General features: G+C 72.7%; 18 protein-coding genes. 10 read left to right on the plus strand and 8 right to left on the minus strand.

Annotated features, from left to right (window positions below):
* The first annotated feature begins 79 nt into the window (after positions 1-79).
* The 3 genes from OHA30_RS29245 to OHA30_RS29255 all read left to right on the plus strand — a co-directional run bounded on the left by OHA30_RS29245 (position 80) and on the right by OHA30_RS29255 (position 2,684).
* Entirely contained in the window at positions 80-877 is a 798-nt protein-coding gene (locus OHA30_RS29245; RefSeq protein WP_328918044.1) for an SDR family oxidoreductase, read from the plus strand.
* A 130-nt stretch (positions 878-1,007) separates the two neighbouring features.
* A complete protein-coding gene (locus OHA30_RS29250; protein WP_328916867.1) occupies positions 1,008-1,682 on the plus strand; it encodes a TetR/AcrR family transcriptional regulator in 675 nt (224 codons plus the stop codon).
* An 18-nt stretch (positions 1,683-1,700) separates the two neighbouring features.
* Positions 1,701-2,684: an NADPH:quinone oxidoreductase family protein gene (locus OHA30_RS29255; RefSeq protein ID WP_328916868.1), complete on the plus strand. Its 984-nt coding sequence runs from the start codon at positions 1,701-1,703 to the stop codon at positions 2,682-2,684.
* Positions 2,685-3,142: 458 nt separating this feature from the next.
* Here the strand turns inward: OHA30_RS29255 and OHA30_RS29260 are convergent, their stop codons facing one another.
* Both OHA30_RS29260 and OHA30_RS29265 read right to left on the minus strand, forming a co-directional pair.
* Complete coding sequence (locus OHA30_RS29260; protein ID WP_328916869.1) at positions 3,143-4,357, minus strand: acyl-CoA dehydrogenase family protein; 1,215 nt, start codon at positions 4,355-4,357, stop codon at positions 3,143-3,145.
* 42 nt (positions 4,358-4,399) lie between these two features.
* Positions 4,400-5,434, minus strand: a complete 1,035-nt coding sequence (locus tag OHA30_RS29265; protein WP_328916870.1) for a phosphotransferase family protein — start codon at positions 5,432-5,434, stop codon at positions 4,400-4,402.
* 196 nt (positions 5,435-5,630) lie between these two features.
* Between OHA30_RS29265 and OHA30_RS29270 the strand changes: the two genes are divergently transcribed.
* Entirely contained in the window at positions 5,631-6,968 is a 1,338-nt protein-coding gene (locus tag OHA30_RS29270; protein ID WP_328916871.1) for a glucarate dehydratase family protein, read from the plus strand.
* 93 nt (positions 6,969-7,061) lie between these two features.
* On the opposite strand, the gene OHA30_RS29275 is transcribed toward OHA30_RS29270, so the two are convergent.
* Positions 7,062-7,574, minus strand: coding sequence for a gluconokinase (locus tag OHA30_RS29275; RefSeq protein ID WP_328916872.1), 513 nt, complete (start codon positions 7,572-7,574; stop codon positions 7,062-7,064).
* 167 nt (positions 7,575-7,741) lie between these two features.
* Here OHA30_RS29275 and OHA30_RS29280 point away from each other — a divergent pair, with 167 nt between their 5' ends.
* Together OHA30_RS29280 and OHA30_RS29285 are read left to right on the plus strand one after the other, a co-directional pair.
* On the plus strand, positions 7,742-8,533 hold the full coding sequence (locus tag OHA30_RS29280) for a FadR/GntR family transcriptional regulator (protein ID WP_328916873.1): 792 nt from the start codon (positions 7,742-7,744) through the stop codon (positions 8,531-8,533).
* 71 nt (positions 8,534-8,604) lie between these two features.
* Complete coding sequence (locus OHA30_RS29285) at positions 8,605-9,483, plus strand: hypothetical protein (RefSeq protein WP_328916874.1); 879 nt, start codon at positions 8,605-8,607, stop codon at positions 9,481-9,483.
* Between the two features lie 101 nt (positions 9,484-9,584).
* On the opposite strand, the gene OHA30_RS29290 is transcribed toward OHA30_RS29285, so the two are convergent.
* A complete protein-coding gene (locus OHA30_RS29290) occupies positions 9,585-9,947 on the minus strand; it encodes a DUF202 domain-containing protein (RefSeq protein WP_328916875.1) in 363 nt (120 codons plus the stop codon).
* Positions 9,944-10,357 carry a YidH family protein gene (locus OHA30_RS29295; protein ID WP_328916876.1) on the minus strand — a complete coding sequence of 138 codons (414 nt, stop codon included), beginning with the start codon at positions 10,355-10,357 and terminating at the stop codon, positions 9,944-9,946. The genes OHA30_RS29290 and OHA30_RS29295 overlap by 4 nt, the downstream gene beginning before the upstream one ends.
* A 270-nt stretch (positions 10,358-10,627) precedes the next feature.
* Between OHA30_RS29295 and OHA30_RS29300 the strand changes: the two genes are divergently transcribed.
* A complete protein-coding gene (locus OHA30_RS29300) occupies positions 10,628-11,638 on the plus strand; it encodes a DUF5937 family protein (protein ID WP_328916877.1) in 1,011 nt (336 codons plus the stop codon).
* Here the strand turns inward: OHA30_RS29300 and OHA30_RS29305 are convergent.
* Positions 11,613-12,164 carry an NUDIX hydrolase gene (locus OHA30_RS29305; protein WP_328916878.1) on the minus strand — a complete coding sequence of 184 codons (552 nt, stop codon included), beginning with the start codon at positions 12,162-12,164 and terminating at the stop codon, positions 11,613-11,615. The genes OHA30_RS29300 and OHA30_RS29305 overlap by 26 nt on opposite strands.
* A gap of 123 nt (positions 12,165-12,287) precedes the next feature.
* Here OHA30_RS29305 and OHA30_RS29310 point away from each other — a divergent pair, with 123 nt between their 5' ends.
* From OHA30_RS29310 to OHA30_RS29320, 3 genes are all read left to right on the plus strand, one after another.
* Entirely contained in the window at positions 12,288-14,126 is a 1,839-nt protein-coding gene (locus tag OHA30_RS29310) for an acyclic terpene utilization AtuA family protein (RefSeq protein ID WP_328916879.1), read from the plus strand.
* A gap of 67 nt (positions 14,127-14,193) precedes the next feature.
* The gene (locus tag OHA30_RS29315) at positions 14,194-14,367 is read left to right on the plus strand and encodes a hypothetical protein (protein WP_328916880.1); all 174 of its coding nucleotides are present in this window, start codon (positions 14,194-14,196) and stop codon (positions 14,365-14,367) included.
* A gap of 183 nt (positions 14,368-14,550) precedes the next feature.
* Positions 14,551-15,519, plus strand: a complete 969-nt coding sequence (locus tag OHA30_RS29320) for a pirin family protein (RefSeq protein ID WP_328916881.1) — start codon at positions 14,551-14,553, stop codon at positions 15,517-15,519.
* 148 nt (positions 15,520-15,667) lie between these two features.
* Here OHA30_RS29320 and OHA30_RS29325 read toward each other — a convergent pair whose 3' ends face one another.
* Together OHA30_RS29325 and OHA30_RS29330 are read right to left on the minus strand one after the other, a co-directional pair.
* Positions 15,668-16,468 (minus strand): hypothetical protein, encoded by an 801-nt coding sequence (locus OHA30_RS29325; protein ID WP_328916882.1) that lies wholly within the window; start codon positions 16,466-16,468, stop codon positions 15,668-15,670.
* Between the two features lie 618 nt (positions 16,469-17,086).
* On the minus strand, positions 17,087-19,774 hold the full coding sequence (locus OHA30_RS29330; RefSeq protein ID WP_328916883.1) for a glycoside hydrolase family 3 N-terminal domain-containing protein: 2,688 nt from the start codon (positions 19,772-19,774) through the stop codon (positions 17,087-17,089).
* Positions 19,775-19,801 lie beyond the last annotated feature (27 nt).

Raw genomic sequence — 19,801 nt, forward strand, 5'->3', positions numbered from 1 at the left:
GAGTGACCGACCGCTTAGTATGCGGGAGGGCCGGGGGTCGGTCCGGTAGGCGTCGAGCCGAAGGAGACACGTCGTGGTCGTGGAAGCGCTGCGCGGCGCCCGGGTGGTCGTCACCGGGGCCGGGGGCGGCATCGGCGCCGCCCTGGCCCGCCGCTTCACCGCCGAGGGCGCCCGCGTGGCGGTCAACGACCTCGACGCCGACGCCGCCCGCGCGGTCGCCGACGAGATCGGCGCCGCGGTCGTCCCCGGCGACGCCTCGGGCATCGTGCCCGCCGCCCGTACCGCGCTCGGCGGCGGCGTCGACGTCTTCTGCGCCAACGCGGGCGTCGGCACCGGCGGCGGCCCGGAGACCGAGGACGCGGCCTGGGAACTGGCCTGGGACGTCAACGTGATGAGCCATGTCCGCGCCGCCCGCGCCCTGCTGCCCGAGTGGCTGGAGCGCGGGCAGGGCCGTTTCGTGTCCACCGTCTCCGCGGCCGGCCTGCTGACGATGATCGGCGCGGCACCGTACTCCGTGACCAAGCACGGCGCCCTGGCCTTCGCGGAGTGGCTGTCGCTCACCTACCGGCACCGCGGCGTCCGGGTGCACGCCGTGTGCCCGCAGGGCGTCCGCACCGCGATGCTCGCCTCGACCGGCGTGGCGGGCGACCTCGTCCTCGCCCCCGGCGCCATCGAACCCGAGGACGTCGCCGAGGCGGTGATCGAGGGCATAGCGGCGGACCGCTTCCTGATCCTGCCGCACCCCGAGGTGGCCGATTACCACCGCACCCGCGCCGCCGACCCCGAACGCTGGCTCGGCGGCATGAACCGCCTTCAACGGACGTACGAGGAGCTGGAGGAGGCCCGGGCCCGGGCGGCGGAGAGCGGCGGACCGTAATGATCCCGCGCCGCGAACCGGGGGCCGCGGCCGGATAGGGTCCATACCGGTCGGAATGCCGGTCGGATGCGGGTCGGAACGCGGGCGGGACGCCGCCCGGGACTCGCCGGTTCACCAGAGAGGACGGGCCATGGCACGCAACGCGACGGGCGGCGGCAGCGCGGGCGGCGGCGGTACGGGGGCGGGCGCCGGTGCCGGTACGGGCGCGGCCACCGGGGCTGGTACGGGCGTGGCCACCGGGGTGCCGGAGCGGCTGCTGGCCGAGGCCACCCGGCTCTTCGCCGAACGCGGCTACGACCGCACCTCCGTACAGGAGATCGTCGAGGCGGCCGGTGTCACCAAGGGCGCCCTCTACCACTACTTCGGCTCCAAGGACGATCTGCTCTACGAGATCTACGGCCGGGTGCTGCGCCTCCAGACCGAGCGCTTGGACGCCATCGTCGCGCGCGCCGCCGCCGTGCCCGACCGGCTCGCCGCGGCCGCCGCGGACGTGGTCGTCACCAGTATCGAGAACCTGGACGACACCAAGATCTTCTTCCGTTCCATGCACCAGCTCAGCCCCGGGAAGCAGAAGGCGGTACGGGCCGAACGCCGCCGCTACCACGAGACGTTCCGCGCGCTGATCGAGGAGGGGCAGCGCGACGGCCACTTCCGTACCGAACTGCGGGCCGAACTCGTCGCCGACTACTTCTTCGGCTCCGTGCACCACCTCGGCATCTGGTACCACGCGGAAGGTCCGCTCTCCGCCGACCAGGTCGCCACCGAGTTCTCCGACCTGCTGCTGCACTCGGTGCGGCGGCACTGACCGCTTGGGAGTCACCACGTGAAGGCATGGCGCGTGCACGAGAACGGCGAGCCGCGGGACGTCATGCGGCTCGACGACGTCCCCCCGCCCGAGCCGGGCCCCGGCGAGGTGCTGCTGCGGGTCAGGGCGGCGAACGTCAACTTCCCCGACGCGATGCTCTGCCGCGGCACGTACCAGATCCGGCCGCCGCTGCCGTTCACGCCCGGCGTCGAGCTGTGCGGCGAGGTCACCGCGCTCGGCGAGGGCGTCACCGGGCTCGAAGCCGGCGCCCGGGTCATCACGACGGCGGCGCTGCCCGGCGGGGCGTTCGCGCAGTACGCGGTCGTGCCGGCCGAGGGCGTGTTCCCCGCGCCCGAGTCGCTGGACGACGCGGCGGCCGCGGCGCTGCACATCGGCTACCAGACCGGCTGGTTCGGCCTCCACCGCAGGGCGGCCCTGCGGCCGGGCGAGACACTGCTCGTGCACGCCGCCGCGGGCGGGGTCGGCAGCGCGGCCGTCCAACTGGGCAAGGCCGCGGGGGCGACGGTCATCGGGGTCGTCGGCGGCCCGGAGAAGGCCGAGGCGGCGCGGAAGCTGGGCGCGGACATCGTGGTCGACCGGTACGCGGAGGACTTTGTGGCCGTCGTCAAGGAGGCGACCGCCGGGCGCGGCGCGAACGTCGTCTACGACCCGGTGGGCGGCGAGGCGTACACCCGCTCCACGAAGTGCGTGGCCTTCGAGGGGCGGATCGTGGTGGTCGGCTTCACCAGCGGGACGGTTCCGGCGCCGGGGCTCAGTCACGCGCTCGTCAAGAACTACGCGATCCTCGGGCTGCACTGGGGGCTTTATCGGGCGCACGATCCCGTGAGCGTGCGGCACGCTCACGACGAGCTCAGCCGGCTCGTGGCGGAGGGGGAGATCGCGCCGCTGATCAGTGAGCGGGTCCCTCTGGCGGGGGCGGCGGACGCGGTCCAGCGCGTTGCCGACGGCGTGACGGTCGGCCGCGTCGTCGTTCTCGCGTAGCCCCGTGCCCTCAATCGCCGGGCGGGCTTTGGCCTCAAGCGCCGGCCGGGCTCTCTTTGGCCTCAAGCGCCGGCCGGGCTGACTCTGCCCTCAAACGCCGGGCGGGCTTTGGCCTCAATCGCCGGCCGGGCTCTCGTTGGCCTCAATCGCCGGCCGGGCTGGGTTTGGTGAACCCGCGTGGCCTTGCGGACGTCTCTGCCCTCAATCGCCGGGCGGGCTTGGGCGACGCGGCCGGGCAGGTCGCGAGCCCCGCGCCTTCGGCCGGAGAAACCTCAGCCCGCCCGGCGTTTGAGGGCAGAGCAAGCCCGCCCGGCGTTTGAGGGCGCATGGAGCCCGCCCGGCGTTTGAGGGCAACGATCAGCCCGGCCGGCGATTGAGGCCAAAGAGAGCCTGCCCGGCGTTTGAGGGCAGGGGCGTGACGTGGGGGAGAAGGTCGACCGGGGTGGGGGTGCGCGCAGCTAGACGTATTTGCGGAGCTCGCGCCGAGCGAGCGACCGCTTGTGAACCTCGTCAGGCCCGTCGGCCAGACGCAACGTGCGGGCGGCCGCCCAGAGCTGCGCCAGGGGCGTGTCCTGCGAGACCCCGCCCGCGCCGTGCAGCTGGATCGCCCGGTCGACGATCCGCTGGACCGCGACCGGCGTGGCGATCTTGATCGCCTGGATCTCCGTGTGCGCCCCCTGATTCCCCACCGTGTCCATCAGCCAGGCCGTCTTGAGCACGAGCAGCCGCAACTGCTCGATCTCCACCCGCGTTTCGGCGATCCACTCCTGCACGACGCCCTGCGCGGCCAGCGGCTTGCCGAAGGCGACCCGCCCGGCCGCCCGCCGGCACATCAGCTCAAGTGCCCGCTCGGCCATGCCGATCAGCCGCATGCAGTGGTGGATACGGCCGGGCCCGAGCCGCGCCTGCGCGATGGCGAAGCCGCCGCCCTCCTCGCCGACGAGATTCGCCACGGGCACCCGTACGTCGTGGAAGACCACCTCGCCGTGGCCGCCGTGATCACCGTCGTCGTAGCCGAACACCCGCATACCGCGCCGCACTTCGAGCCCCGGGGTGTCGCGCGGGACCAGGATCTGGCTCTGCTGCCGGTGCCGGTCGGCGGCCGGATCGGTCTTGCCCATCACGATGAAGACCGCGCACTTGGGGTTCATCGCCCCGGAGATGTACCACTTGCGGCCGTTGATGACGTACGAGTCCCCGTCGCGTGCGATCCGCGTCTCGATGTTGGTGGCGTCGGAGGAGGCCACGTCCGGCTCGGTCATCGCGAACGCCGACCTGATCTCGCCCGCGAGCAGCGGCTCCAGCCACTCCTTGCGCTGCGCCGGGGTGCCGAACTCCGCAAGCACCTCCATGTTCCCCGTGTCGGGCGCCGCGCAGTTGAGCGCGGGCGGGGCCAAGTGCGGGCTGCGGCCGGTGAGTTCGGCCAGCGGCGCGTACTGGAGGTTGGTCAGCTCGGCGCCGTGCTCACCGGGCAGGAAGAGATTCCACAGACCCTGGCGTCCGGCCTCGGCCTTGAGGTCCTCCACCACCGGCGGCGCAGACCAGCGCGCGTCACCGACGGCCTGCTCGCGCTGCTCGTCGAAGACGGCCTCCGCCGGGTAGACGAACTCGTCGAGGAAGGCGGCCAGTCGGGCGCGCAGTTCCTCGGTCCTGGTGTCGTAACCGAAATCCATGGGTCTCAGCCTCGCCTTGGGTAGGTCGGTCCGCGAGCGCGCTCAGGCGGCCGAGGACCGGAGTGTGCGCAGACCGCGGTCGATGAAGGACGGGACGACCTCGCCGATACGGTCGAAGCCGGCGCCGAGGGTATGGCCGAGAGTCCACCGGTAGTGGATGCCCTCCAGGATCACGGCGAGCTTGAAGCAGGCGAAGGCCGTGTACCAGTCGACCGCCGACACATCGCGCCGCGAGCGCAGCGCGTACCGCTCTACCAGCTCGCGGGGGTCCGGGTGCCCGGGTGCGGCGCCGGCCGTGGTGGCGGGCAGGCCCGGCGGCATGTCGTGCTGCTCGCTGTACATCACCAGCAGCCCGAGGTCGGTGAGCGGGTCGCCGAGGGTGGACATCTCCCAGTCCAGCACGGCGGTGAGCCGACCGGTGTCGTCGATCAGCACGTTGTCCAGCCGGTAGTCGCCGTGCACGACCGCGGGCGCGGGGGAGTCCGGCAGGGTCTTGCCGAGGGCCGCGTGCAGCGTGTCGACGCCGGGCAGTTCACGGCTGCGCGAGGCGTCGAGCTGCTTGCCCCAGCGCCGCAGCTGCCGGTCGAGAAAGCCCTCGGGCCGCCCGAAGCCGGCCAGCCCGACCGACGCGGGGTCCACCGCGTGCAGATCCACCAGCGTGTCCACCAGTGTGAGCACGGCCGCCCGGGTCCGCTCCGGCCCGATCGCCCGCAGCTCGCGCTCACTGCGGTACGGCGTCCCGGCCACGAAGTCCATCACGTAGAAGGGGGCGCCGATGACCTCGGGGTCCTCGCACAGCAGGACCGTGCCCGGCACCGGGACGGGCGTCGGGGCCAGCGCGCTGATCACCCGGTGCTCGCGGACCATGTCGTGCGCGGTGGCCAGCACATGGCCCAGCGGCGGCCGGCGGACCACCCACGTGGAACGGCCGTCGGTGACGCGGTACGTGAGGTTGGAGCGGCCGCCCTCCACCAGCCGGGCCCGCAGCTCGCCGGTCACCAGCCCGGGGCGCTCCCGGTCGAGCAGGCGGCGCAGCGCGCCGAGGTCCAGGCCCGGGGGGTCGTCGGTCTCGCTCATGACGTCATCTCTCCTCGTGGGCCGGTCGGGGCCGGTCAAGGTCGAGCACGCCGGGCCTGAGTGCGGGGGCGGCCGTACGTACCCGACGAATCGTACCGACCAGTCGGTATGCAGTCCAGCTCTCCCGGTCTCCGCCGCGCCGCCCTCGGGATGCCTCATTGACGCCCGCCGGGCCCGGCGCCTACGCTCCGGATCTATGGGTGAACGTAATTCACATATACGGACAGCGACGGCGGCGCCCGCGCCGGAAGCGCTCACGGTCGCCGAGGTACGGCTGACCCCCATCCTCATCGCCGACCCGCCGCTGCTCAACACCCAGGGGCTCCACCAGCCGTACACCCCGCGGCTCATCATCGAGATCATCACCGCCGACGGTACGACCGGGGTGGGCGAGACCTACGGCGACACCGGCTATCTCGACCTCGCGGCGCCGCTGGCGAAGGCGCTCCCCGGCCGCTCGGTCAGCGATCTGAACGGCCTGAGCGCCCTCGCCGAGCAGGTCTGCGGCGTCCCCGCCGGCGTGTCGGACTCGGTGGACGTGGGCGGGCTGCGCGGCGTGCAGACCGCCGACAAGCTGCGGCTCTCGGTCATCTCCGGCTTCGAGGTCGCCTGCCTGGACGCGCTCGGCAAGTCGCTCGGCCTGCCCGTGCACGCGCTGCTCGGCGGCAAGATCCGCGACCGGGTGGAGTACAGCGCGTACCTCTTCTACAAGCTCGCCGCCCACCCGGGCGGCCGGGGCGAGTCCGACGACTGGGGGCCCGCGCTCGACCCGGAGGGCATCGTCGCCCAGGCCCGCCGTTTCGCCGCTACCTACGGCTTCGGCTCCTTCAAGCTCAAGGGCGGCGTCTTCGCGCCCGAGCAGGAGATCGCCGCCGTCCGCGCGCTGGCCAAGGCGTTCCCCGGGCAGCCGCTGCGGCTCGACCCCAACGGCGCCTGGTCGGTCGAGACCTCACTGCGGGTCGCGGACGAACTCGGCGAGGTGCTGGAGTACCTGGAGGACCCGACGAGCACGACCGACGCCATGGCCCGGGTCGCGGCGGGGACGGACGTCCCGCTGGCCACCAACATGTGCGTGACGACCCTGCCGGAGATCGAGGAGGCCTTCCGGCGCGGCGCAGTCCAGGTGGTGCTCTCCGACCACCACTACTGGGGCGGACTGCGCAGCACCCAGCAACTGGCCGCCATCTGCCGCACTTTCGGCGTCGGCCTGTCCATGCACTCCAACACCCACCTGGGCATCAGCCTGGCGGCCATGACGCATGTGGCGGCGACGGTCCCCAACCTCGACTACGCCTGCGACTCGCACTACCCGTGGCAGACCGAGGACGTCATCACCGAGCGCCATGTCTTCGAGGACGGCCGGCTCACCGTCTCCGACCGCCCGGGGCTCGGCGTCGACCTCGACCAGGACGCGCTGCGGACCCTGCACCGGCGCTGGCTGGACGACGACGGCACGATGCGCGACCGCGACGACGTCGCCGCGATGCGCGAGGCCGATCCGCGGTGGAAGTCCCCGACCGTACCGCGCTGGTGACGACACGGGCGCACCGCACAGGTGCGCCTTCGCTCATGCCTCAGGCCACGTCCCAGCTCACGTCCCGGCTCACGCCTCGGCCCGCGCCCCGAGTCACAGCGGCAGTACGGCCATCGCCCGGTCGGTGATCCGCTGCGGCCCGCCCTCGATCGAGACGACCGCCCCCGCCTCGTCCGGCGTCAGCGGTTCCAGGGCGTCGAGTTGGGAGCGCAGCAGGCCGGACGGCATGAAGTGCTCTATCCGCGCGGCCAGCCGGGAGGCGATGAGCCCCGGCGGCCCGTCCAGGTGGAGGAAGAACACATCGGGCGCGTCGGCCCGCAGCCGGTCCCGGTAACGGCGGCGCAGCGCCGAGCAGCTGACCACGCCGCCGCTGTCGCCGCGCGCCACGATCCAGGCCGCTATGGCGTCGAGCCAGGGCGCGCGGTCGGCGTCGTCCAGCGGCCGGCCCGACGACATCTTCGCGATGTTGCGCGGCGGGTGGAACTCGTCGGCCTCGGCGTAGGGCACGCCCAGCCGTTCCGCCAGCATGGCGCCGACCGTCGTCTTGCCGGAGCCGGAGACCCCCATGACCACGATCACGGGAAGCTTCTCGGGAGCGGCCGTCATACCTGCGTACCTCCTCGGGGGGCGCCGGGCGGAGATGGGGGAGACCTCCACCCGGCGTCCGGCGATCACTGAACACCATAGGTCATACGTATTCAAGTCCAATGGCGCAGAAGTCATACGACTTCACTGGTCGGGCCGGGGGCGGACGGCCACCTAGGCTTGCCCTCATGTCTGAGCAGGGGTCGCCGCGCAACCGACGGGAACGGGACACGGGCGCGAGCACGAGCGCGGGCCCGGTCAGGGGCACAGCCGCCGACACCGGTACGGCCGGCGGCGGCCTGCACTCCCGGGTCCTGGCCGAACTCGGCCCCGCGATCGCCTCGGGCGAGCATCCACCCGGCACCGTACTGCGCATCGACGCGCTGGAGACCCGCTACGGCGTGTCGCGTACGGTCATCCGTGAGGCCGTACGCGTCCTGGAGGCCATGCACCTCGTGGAGTCCCGCCGCCGGGTCGGCGTCACCGTACGCCGGACCGAGGAGTGGAACGTCTTCGACCCCGCCCTCATCCGCTGGCGGCTCGCCGGCGCCGACCGCCCCCGCCAGCTGCGCTCGCTGACCACCCTGCGCGCGGCCGTGGAACCCGTCGCCGCCGGGCTCGCCGCCGCGGCCGCCGACCCCGGGCAGTGCCGTGAACTCACCCTGCTCGCGGCCGAGATGGCCGCGGCGGGCCGGGCGGCCGACCTGGCCGCGTACCTTGTGCACGACGTGGCCTTCCACCGGGTGATCCTGGAGGCGTCGGGCAACGAGATGTTCGCACGCCTCGGTGACGTGGTGGCCGAGGTGCTGACCGGGCGCACCGAGCACCACGTGATGTTCGCCGCCCCGGACCCGGCGGCCGTCACCCTGCACGTACGCGTCGCCGACGCCGTACGGGCCCGCGACGCCCGGGCCGCCGAGGAGCTGATGCGGGAGATCTGCGTGGGCGCCCTGCGCGAGCTGGACATCCTGGCGCCCTGAGCGGGCCGCTGGCTTGCCCGCTGGCGACAATCCGCTTTACGGCGGCCGGGCCGTCCTGCTGCACTGGCGCCGTGACCACCCGCCGCCCCGCACCGCCGCAGCCCTTCCGCTGGGCGCTGTCCTCCCACGGAGGCACCGCCCCGGCCAGGCTCGGCACGCTCACCGACGGCACGGGGGCGCCCCGGCTGTGGCACCTGCCCGAACTCGTCGCCTGCACGGGCAAGGTGCTCGCCCGCTCCCGCGCGGCCGACCTCTGCTTCGTCGGCCGCTCCCTCGACAGCGTGTACGACCTGCTCACCGGAGCCCTCGAAGGCGGCACCTGGCCCGGCGCGCTCACCCGGCTGCCGGTCTCCGTACGGTTCACCGCGCCCTTCACCGCGGCCCAGCGCCGCCGTTTCCGCGAGCACCTGGCCGCCGCGGGCCTCGAACCGTACGCGCTCGCCCGCCGCAAACGGGCGCTGGCCGTCGTGGACGCCGTCCACCGCGGCACGACCTTCGAGCTGATCCACCGTGAGCTGGCCGGGTGGATCGAGGAGAGCCGCGAGCCGTGGCCGGTGATCCGCCGCAAGCTGCGGTACGTGGGGGTCACCGTCCGCGGCAGGACCAGCCCCCACCACTGGCGCTGGCAGCAGTCGCCGGAGTCGGCGGCCTGGGTGCGTATGCTGCCCGCCGGGCATGTGGTCAACGTGTCCCTGCCGCGGGACGTCTGGTGCTGGTTCGGCAACGACCAGCCCAAGCTGCACGGGTCCTTCCCGGCGCCGCACTGGTTCGACGCGGACGCGGGGGAGCCCTGGCACCACAGCCAGCTGCCCGAGGCCCTGGCCGAGTCCCTCGCCCTGGTCGCGGCGGGCCGCACACGCGAGGTACGCGACGCGCTGATCCGGACGGTGGCGCGCGAGCCGGGTTTCGCGGACCGTGAGGTGCGGGCGCTGGTCGGCGCGTTGCGCTGAGCGCTGTGCGTGGGGAGCCCGCCGTACGGGCTGCGTGGACGAGTCCCGTCCCAGGGGGTGCATCGCGTGGGGCCGCGAGCCACCCGCCGTGCCGGGGGGCCTCACCAGACCAGGGCGGCGCCCAGGATCGCGAGGGAGACCGTGCAGGCCATCACCGCGGCCGCGACGCGCGCGGACATCATCGTCGGGCGGGCCGCGCCCAGCCGGGTGATCCGCAGGTGGGCGAGGCGCAGGAAGAGCAGGAAGACCAGCGCGGCCAGGCACAGCGCGACCGCCGCGCCCACCCCGCCGCCGCGGTGCAGCACCTGCCGTCCCGCGAGCACGGCCGCCACCGCCCACGACAGCGTCGTACGCCGCCATGCCAGTCGGGTCCGCTCCGGTTGCAGACCGGGGTCGCGCTCGGTCTCGACCACCACCGAGCCCCCGCCGGAACCCGTGGGCCCGCCCGGGGCGGCGGGCGTCATCCGGCCCAGCCGAAGAGGACCGCGGCGACCATCGCCACCGCGATCACCGCGATCAGCAGCGCCAGTGCCGCCGGAAAACGCGAGGTCGGCAGGTCCGCGCCGCGCCGCATCGCCCGCTCGCAGCGCACCCAGTGGTTGACCGCGCGCAGTGTGCACGCCACACCCCCGGCCAGCAGCGCGAGCGACAGCGCCACCCGTACCCAGTGCGTGAGGTGGTCGGTGAGGAACTGGTCGACCGCGAAGCCGCCGCCGATCAGGGCGAGGGCGGTACGGATCCAGGCCAGGAACGTCCGTTCGTTGGCGAGCGAGAAGCGGTAGTCGGGCGTCGAGCCGCCCTCCTGGACCCGGCCCGGCGCGAACCACAGCCGTGCCGACTCCCGTATGCCGCCCGTCCCGCCGTCGTCGCTCACCCGTCCACACTAACCCCCACCTGCGGCGGGAGCCCTCCCCACCTGCGGCGCGAGGCCGCCGCGAAGATCAGCGCGGGCACCGGGACGCTCGCCACGGCCCCGCACGCCGCCGGCCCGGTCCCGTACCCCGGAACCGGGCCGGCCGTCGCGGTCCGCGCACCCCCGTGTGTGCCGGACCGCGCGCTCGGGGCAACCGCCTTACGCCCGAGGGCCGTTGCGGCGGGCCGGCGCGGGCCGCAGCAGCAGCGCGCCCACCGCGCCCGCCAGGCCATGGGCGCGCGGTCGGTGCACCGCCGCCGGCGGGCGGAGGTCGCGCCGCGGCCGGCCGCCGCCGGGCTCGACCGGGGACCGCTCCTCGACCTCGTGCCGCCCACCGGCTGCACCCCCGACTTCATCACCCCGCCGCCCTGCGCCGGCGACCTCGCCGACGAGCTGCGGGCGCTGGGCGCGACCCCCGCCGCCGAGATCCGCCGCGAGCTGAGCGTCCACGGGAGGCCCACCGCCAGGGTCGAGGCGATGTACGACGACCCGGCCGCCGGTGTCGCACGGCTCGTCGCGGAGATCACCGCCTACTGGGAGCTGGCGCTCGCGCCCTACTGGCCCAAGGTGCGGGCGGTCCTGGCGGCCGATGTCTTCCACCAGGCGAGGCGGCCGGCCGCCGACGGGGCCGAGGCGGTGCTCGGCGATCTGCATCCGAGCGTCCGGTGGTGCGCGGGCACGCTCACCGTCGAGCGGAAGATCTGCCACGCGCCCACCGATCTGAACGACATGGGGCTGGTGCTCGTCCCCTCGGTCTTCGCCTGGTCGTCGGTGTCCACGACCGCGGCGCCGCCGGTCGCCAAGCAGCTCTTCTACCCCAGCCGGGGCGCCGGTTCGGTGTGGGAAAGGGAACGCCCTCCGGTCTCGGAGGCGGTGGCCGCCGTACTCGGCCGTACCCGGGCGCTGCTGCTCGCCGAGCCGGCCGTGCCCGCGTCCACCAGTGAACTGGCCGGGCGTACCGGGCTGTCGGCGGGCGGCGTCAGCCAGCACCTGACCGCGCTGCGGAACGCCGGGATCGTCTCGGCGCACTGGGTCGGGCCGGTCGGTGCTGTACATGCGGACGGCGGTGGCGGAATCCCTGCTGGCGGCCGGGCGTTGAGGGCGCCCACGCCGCTGGACCCAAACGGGCCGGGCGCGTTGAGCCGCGCGACGGCCGGTCCGGATGGGCAGCCGCGCCCGTACAACGCCCGTCGCCCGCACCCGCGTCGGCGGGCCGTCAGTGGTTCGCGCGCCAGCGCGTGAGGCGGCGGTACGCCTCCAGGCCGTCCGGCACCCACTCCCACTCCGGCAGCCGGGCCGTCAACTCCTCCTCGGAGAGGAACGCGTGCCAGGCCACCTCCTCCACCTGCGGCCGTACCGGGAGTTCGCACCGCACCTCGTACAGCGCCGACCACCACGTACGCGGCCCGTCCTGGTACAGGAAGCGGAACAGCGGTTCGGGGCGCGGGAGTCCGCTCACGCCCAGCTCCTCCTCCGCCTCGCGCAGCGCCGCCTCGTCGTAGGACTCGCCCGCGCCCAGCACGCCGCCGACGAACATGTCGTACAGGCCCGGGAAGATCAGCTTCTGTGCGGTCCGGCGGTGGACGAAGATCCGGTCCTCGGCGTCGCGGACGAGGATGAAGGCGCAGCGGTGCCGCAGCCCCTGGGCGTACGCCTCGCCGCGTGGCGATGTGCCGACGACACGGTCGTGCTCGTCCACGATGTCGATGATCTCGTCGGCGGACAGCGGGGGCCGGCCATCGGGCGCCGGGTCGTCAGATGCGGTCATGCCCTCGATTCAACCACCGCCGTACCGCCGTCCGTCCGCGCCTCCCGGGGTCTTGCGCGGCACCGGCTCCGGCAAGAGGATCGACCGGTCGGTGACACGGGGACGAAGTGACGGGAGAGTACGGTGACCGCTCGCCAGACGCCCCTGCGTATCGCGAACTGCTCCGGTTACTACGGCGATCGGCTGTCGGCCGCCCGGGAGATGGTCGAGGGCGGGCCCATCGACGTACTGACCGGCGACTATCTCGCCGAGTTGACGATGCTGCTGCTGTGGAAGGCCCGGCAGCGCGACCCCGACGGCGGCTACGCGGCCTCCTTCCTCGCCCAGATGCGCGACGTACTCGGCACGTGCCTGGAGCGCGGCATCAAGATCGTGGTCAACGCGGGCGGCCTCGACCCCGCCGGCCTGGCCGCGAAACTCCGTGAACTCGCCGCGCTCGGCGGCCTGCACCCCTCCGTGGCCCATGTCGAGGGCGACGACCTGCTGCCCCGGCTGCCCGAACTCCAGGCACGCGGCCATGACTTCGCCCACCTGGCCACCGGCCGCCCGCTCGCGGGCTCCGGCGTCGAACCGGTCACCGCCCATGCCTACCTGGGCGGTTGGGGCATCGCGGCGGCGCTGCGCGCGGGCGCCGACGTGGTGATCTGCGGCCGGGTCACCGACGCGTCGCTGGTTGTCGGGCCCGCCGCCTGGGCCTTCGAATGGGCCGAGGACGACTGGGACGCGCTCGCCGGAGCCGTCACCGCGGGCCACATCATCGAGTGCGGCACCCAGGCGACCGGCGGCAACTACTCCTTCTTCACCGAGATTCCCGACCCCGTCCACCCCGGCTTCCCCATCGCCGAACTCCACCCCGACGGCTCCAGCGTCATCACCAAGCACCCCGGCACGGGCGGCGCGGTCACCGTCGGTACGGTCACCGCCCAACTCCTTTACGAAACAGGCCGTCCCGCCTACCCCAACGCCGATGTCGTGGCCCGCTTCGACACCGTGACGCTCACTCAGCAGGGCCCCGACCGGGTCGCGGTCGGACCCGTCACCGGCGAGCCCGCGCCCGCCACCCTCAAGGTCTGCCTCAACCACCGTGGCGGCTACCGCAATTCCGCCACCTTCGTTCTCACCGGCCTCGACCTCGACGCCAAGGCCGACTTCGCCGAGGCCACCCTGCTCGACGCGACCGGCGGCCCCGGCGGCTTCGCCGGCTACGAGCTGCGGCGCGAGCACGGCGGCGAGTCGGACCGGCTCACCCTCACCGTGAAGGACGCCGATCCGGGGCGGGCCGGCCGCGGCTTCTTCACCGCTGTCGCCGGAACCGCGCTCGCGTCCTACCCCGGGCTCCACCTGGAACACGCCTCGCCGAAGCCCACCGAGTACGGCGTCCACTGGCCCGCGCTGATCGCCGCGGAGGAGGTCGGGACCGTCGCCGTACTCGCAAACGGCACCCGGCTGGCCGTACCCCGGCTGCCCGGGCGCGGCAGCTTCGCCGGGACGCGCGCCGACGCCGTACCGCCCGTACCCGTATCTCCCGTGCCCCCGGTGGACGGTGGCCCGCGCCCGGAGCGGCCCCGGGGGTACGGGCCCGGGACCGGCCGTACCGTACGGCTGCCGCTCGGCACCCTGGTCGGCGCGCGGTCGGGTGACAAGGGCGGCGACGCGAACGTCGGGGTGTGGGCCCGCGACGACGAGACGTACGCCTGGCTGCGCGGCCATCTGGACGTACCCCGGCTGCGGGCCCTGCTCCCCGAGACGGCCGCGCTGCCGGTGAGCCGCTACGAGCTGCCGAATCTGCGGGCGCTGAATTTCGTCGTCCACGACCTGCTCGGGGAGGGGGTGGCCGCCTCCACCAGGGCGGATCCGCAGGCCAAGGCACTGGGCGAGCGGCTGCGCGCCTGCCTCACCGACATACCGGAGAAACTGGTCGATTCTTTGCGGATCCAGAACGCCACGTTGCCCAAGTGGTGACACTCGCGGGGCGATGCTGGAGAGGTCCGCGGGCGACGGGCCCACGGGGGTTGTGAGGAGTGAGGCCATGGACGCCGACATCCTGCGCAAGGCGATATTCCTGATGCGCGACTGCCACGAGTCCGAGCAGCAGGTCGTGAGCCGGCTCAAGGACTACTTCCCGCACCTGTCGGCCGGGGAGCGCGAGACGTACACGAGTCAGGCGTGGGATCTGGTGCACTGCGGGCATCCGGTGGTGTGAGGGGCGCTGCGGGGTTCCGGCGGCGGGCTGCTGGTGGGGCGGGGGCTGTACCGGGGCCGGGCGCTCGGCGGGGGTCGGTGCTCGATGTGGCCGGGTGGTGTTCCGGTGGACGGCATCCGGGCGTGGGCTGTCCGGGTGGGCGGGATCCGGGCGTGGGCGGCATGATCAGGGCATCATCGGGTCATGAGCAACCTCGATGTGAAGCCGGCCGCCACCGTGTCCGGCGGCCGCGACGACGTGTCCGCCTCCCCGGTCCACGAACTGCTCACCGCCCGTACGGTCCCGCTCGGCGAGAGCACCGTGGTGCGGCGGCTACTGCCGAATCTGGGCCGCCGTATGGTCGGAGCTTGGTGCTTCATCGACCACTACGGCCCCGACGACATCGCCCACGAGCCGGGGATGCAGGTGCCGCCGCACCCGCACATCGGGCTCCAGACGGTCAGCTGGCTGCACCAGGGCGAGGTGCTGCACCGCGACAGCCTCGGCAGCAAGCAGACCGTACGGCCCCGCGAGCTGGGGCTGATGACCTCCGGCCGGGCCATCGCGCACTCCGAGGAGTCGCCGCGCGACCACGCCCGCTATCTGCACGGCGCCCAGTTGTGGGTGGCGCTGCCCGACGCCGACCGGCACACCCCGCCCGCCTTCGAACACCACGCGGAACTGCCCGAGGTGACCGGCGGCAACGGTCTGCACGCCACCGTGATCCTCGGCGAGCTGGACGGCGCGACCTCGCCCGGTACGACGTACTCGCCGCTGGTCGGCGCGGATCTCACGCTGGCCGGGGGCACGGCCGCCCGGCTCCCGCTGGTGCCCGACTTCGAGTACGCGGTCCTCACGATGTCCGGCGAGGCCGAGGTCGACGGGGTGCGGCTGGCGCCGGGCTCGATGCTCTACCTGGGCTGCGGCCGCCGCGAGCTGGCGCTGAGCGCGGACAACGACAGCGCGCTGATGCTGCTGGGCGGCGAACCGTTCGCCGAGAAGCTCGTCATGTGGTGGAACTTCGTGGCACGCACGGGGGAGGAGGTCGCGCGGGCGCGCGAGGAGTGGGCGAGCGGTACGGCCTTCGGCGAGGTCCACGGCTACGACGGCCCCCGTCTCGCGGCCCCGGCCCTCCCCCCGTTCCCCCTCAAACCCCGCGGCCGCACCCACTGACCTGGCCTTCGCGTCCTCCTCGCCGCCCGCTCCCGCGACCACCCGCGTCAGCCGCGGCGCCGGCCCCTCGACGGCGGCCAGGGCGTCCCCGCGGTCCCGGACCGGCAGGCCCAGCGGCCGCCGTACGGATGGTCCGCGGGCGGGTGACTCAGCAGGTGATGGGCATCCACAGGTGCGCCGGGAAGGTCCTGCTGCCGCTGCGGACGCTCGTCAGCAGGTTGAGCTCTCCCGAGGCGGGCGGGAAGTAGATCGTGTAGGTGACGGTCGCCGGAGCGCCGTTCGCGCCGATCGTCCCCGTCGTCCCGCTGGTGTAGGCGGTGTTGCCCTGACTGCCGCCGGTGACCCAGTAGCCGGTCCAGAAGCTGTCACCGGCCAGCAGGGACGCGTTGTACGGCGCCCCCTGCGCGACCGTCACGGTCACCCGGTCGTACGGCATTTGCAATGGTGTGGAACCGAGGCGCAGCACCTGGGTTCCACAGGTCTGCGTGGCGGTGGTGGCGACGAAGTTGTTCCAGGTGCTGGTGTCCTTCGCGGTCGACCCCGTGCCGCAGCCGAGGAGGGGTCTGCTGAACTGGTCGCTGAAGGCCGTACCGTCGGCCCAGGTCACCGCGGAGGTCAGGTTCAGGGTGCCGGAGGCGGGCGGGAGCGTGATGTCGAAGGTGAAGCTGACATTGTGCAGGGCGGGATCGAAGTGCCCGGTCAGCGTGGTGGCGGCGACCGAGCCGGGGACGGCGTAGGTGACCCGGACCGACTGGTCGGCGGGGTCGTGGTCGACCGCCTCCAGCACGACGGTGACCCGGTCCACCGGTTGGAGCAGGACGTACGAGCCGATGTGCAGGACATTGGTCAGGCAGTGCTGGTCGTAGTTGGTCTCCAGCGGCCCGTCCAGGCCCGCGTGCGCCGGTCCGGCCGTGGCCAGTCCCAGCGCGGCTGTCGCGAACAGGGCCACCGCCGCCGACAGCGCCCGGCGTCCACCGCCCCCGCGCCGCCGGCCGTACGGTCTCGCCCGACGTTCTGTGCGCCGAAATCCGATCACCATGTCTCCCCTCGTGCGGACGTCCCCCTGGCGCCGAATACGCCCGGACCCCGCATCACTGACCGTCAACACGCGGTAGCAGTGACTCCGGTTCCCCGTGCGGCGGGGTAGGTCGGCTGGGCCCGGCGAGGGCGGCGCGGCAGTGCGGGCAGCGGTCCTCGCCGCTCCGGGCGGTCCGGCCGAAAGCGGCTGGTGATGAGGGATGTTCTGATAATCGGCGGATCTGTTGATCATGGAGACGCCGAGGAACGCCGGCCCCCGGGCCCGGCGCGCGGCCGAGCGCGTGGTTCTCGTCAGCCCAACAGGGAGTGCGTCGCAGTCTGCCCACCCGGGCCTGATGCGGCGGGTGCGGACCTGGTCGTGTCGCTGAGAAAACGTCGCTGAGACACGCTCCTGGCGCGTCCGTCCGGGGATCGGGGGCCGGCCGATCGTGCTCGACCGGGCCCCGTCCGGCTGCGGGCCGCCGTGAAGCGTCCCGGCGAGGGACGGCTTTCTCGGGCTCGCACCCACATCCTGAACCCGCCGCTTGAACTACTGCTTGAACTGGAACCAGTTGAGGTTGACGAGGTCTCCGGTTCCGTTGGTGGTGAAGGTGAGGTAGACGGTGTGCTTGCCGGTGGCGGCCGTGGTGAGGTTGGCGGTGGTGGTGGTGGTCCAGTTCTGCCAGCCGCCGGTGCTGGTGACCGGGACGGTGGCGATGACGGGGCCGGTGGTGCTGTCGAGTCGGTACTGGACGGTGCCGGTGGTGGTGGCGCCGGAGGCCAGGCGGGTGCTGACCGAGGTTGCGCCGGTCGTCCCGAAGTCGACGTCGTTGTAGGCGAGCCAGTCGCCGGCGGTGATGTAGCCGACGTCCTGTCCGCCGCCGGTGTCGGTGGTGGTCTCGGTCTGCGTGCCCGACTGCGAGCTGAAGCTCTCCGCCCGCCGCTGCTGGTAGGCGTTGGGCGGCACGCTGTCGCTCTGCTTGAACTGGAACCAGTTGAGGTTGACGAGGTCTCCGGTTCCGTTGGTGGTGAAGGTGAGGTAGACGGTGTGCTTGCCGGTGGCGGCCGTGGTGAGGTTGGCGGTGGTGGTGGTCCAGTTCTGCCAGCCGCCGGTGCTGGTGACCGGGACGGTGGCGATGACGGGGCCGGTGGTGCTGTCGAGTCGGTACTGGACGGTGCCGGTGGTGGCGGCGCCCGAGGCCAGGCGGGTGCTGACGGAGGTTGCGCCGGTGGTTCCGAAGTCGACGTCGTTGTAGGCGAGCCAGTCGCCGGCGGTGATGTAGCCGACGTCCTGTCCGCCGCCGGTGTCGGTGGTGGTCTCGGTCTGCGTGCCCGACTGCGAGCTGAAGCTCTCCGCCTGCGTCACGTCGTAGGCGCTGTGGCTCGGCGACGTGCCGCCGTAGGTGAGACCGAACCCGAACGGGAACAGCGGGGTCTTTCCGTCACCGTCGTTGATCGGCTGCTGGCTTGCCGACTGCATCCAGGTGCTGGGGAGCTTGCCGGTCGGCGCGTAGTCGCCGAACAGCACATCGGACACACCGTTGCCCTCGGTGCCGGGCAGCCATGCGGCGACCAGCCCCTTCCAGTCCGGCAACTGGGCCGCGATGTCCAGCGGGCGCCCGGAGACGAGCACCACGACCACCGGCACCCCGGACGCCTTCAAGGTGTTGAGGGTCGCCAGGTCGGTGCTGTCCAGGCCCATCGAGCTGGGTCGGTCGCCGGAGCCTTCCGCGTACGGCGTCTCGCCGATCACGGCGACGGCCACCTTGTAGGAACTGTCGATGCCCGTGCCGCCGGAGTTGTAGGTGACCGTGGTGCCCGAACCCGCGGCGGCGCGAATCCCCTGCAGGACGGTGGTGCCGGTGGTGATGTTGCCGCTGCTGCCCTGCCAGGAGATGGTCCAGCCGCCGGACTGGTTGCCGATGTCGTCGGCGCTCTTGCCCGCGACGAAGATCTTGTTGTTGGTCTTGGCCAGCGGAAGGATGTTCCCGGAGTTCTTCAGCAGGACCTGCGACTCGCGTACGGCCTGCCGGGCGAGCGCGCGATGCGCGGCGGACCCCACGGTCGGGGTGTAGCTGCGGTCGGTCAGCGGCTTCTCGAACAGGCCGAGTTGGAACTTCTTGGTCAGGATGCGCCGGTTGGCGTCGTCGATCCGCGACATCGGCACGTGGCCGTTCTGCACCTCACCGCGCAGGGTGGTGATGAACTTCTGCCAGTCGTTCGGCACCATCACCATGTCGATGCCGGCGTTGATGGCGGTGGTCACCTCGGCCGCGGTGAAGCCGGGCTGGCCGTCGATCTCGTCGATGCCGTTCCAGTCGGAGACGACAAAGCCGGAGAAGCCCAGTTCGCCCTTGAGCAGATCGGTGATCAGGTACTTGTTGCCGTGGTCCTTGACCCCGTTCCAACTGTTGTACGAGATCATGACGGAGCCCACGTTGTGCCGGATGGCCTCCTGGAACGGCGGCAGGTGGATCGCGCGCAGCTCGGCCTCGCTCATCGTGGCGTTGCCGGTGTTGACGCCGTTGTCGGTGCCGCCGTCACCGATGTAGTGCTTGGCGGTGGCCAGGACGGAGCCGGGTGCGTTGAGGGAGGTGCCCTGGAGGCCGTCGATGTAGCTGGTCATCATCGTCGGCAGTGCGGGCGTCTCGCCGAAGGACTCGTAACTGCGGCCCCAGCGGTCGTTGCGGACCACGCACAGGCAGGGCGAGAAGTCCCAGTCGATCCCGGTGCCGGAGACCTCCTCGGCGGTGGCCCGGCCGATCTGCTGGACCAGGGCCGGGTCGCGGGTGGCGCCCAGGCCGATGTTGTGCGGGAAGATCGTCGCGCCCTGGACGTTGTTGTGGCCGTGCACCGCGTCGACGCCGTAGATGATCGGTATGCCCAGGCGGCTGGTGAGCGCGGCGTTCTGGAAGCCGTCGTACATGTCCGCCCAGGACTTCGCCGTGTTGGGCGAGGGCGCGGAACCGCCGCCGGACAGCAGTGAGCCGAGCTTGTAGTTGACGATGTCGCTGTTGCTGACGGCGACTCGCTCGGCCTGCGTCATCTGGCCGATCTTCTCGTCCAGGGTCATCCGCGAGAGCAGGTCGTCCACGCGGGTCGCCACCGGTAGCGAGGAGTCGCGGTAGGGTTCGCCGGCCGCGTGAGCCGACTGGATCTGAAGACCCGTCACCGTCACCGCGGCCGCGAGTAGAAACGCGGCCGCCGTTCTCGGGACCTTGATCAGCGCTGTTGGCACAGGAGCTCTCCTGTCTGGTTGTGGGGG

This window comes from Streptomyces sp. NBC_00223, assembly GCF_036199905.1.
Classification (GTDB): domain Bacteria; phylum Actinomycetota; class Actinomycetes; order Streptomycetales; family Streptomycetaceae; genus Actinacidiphila.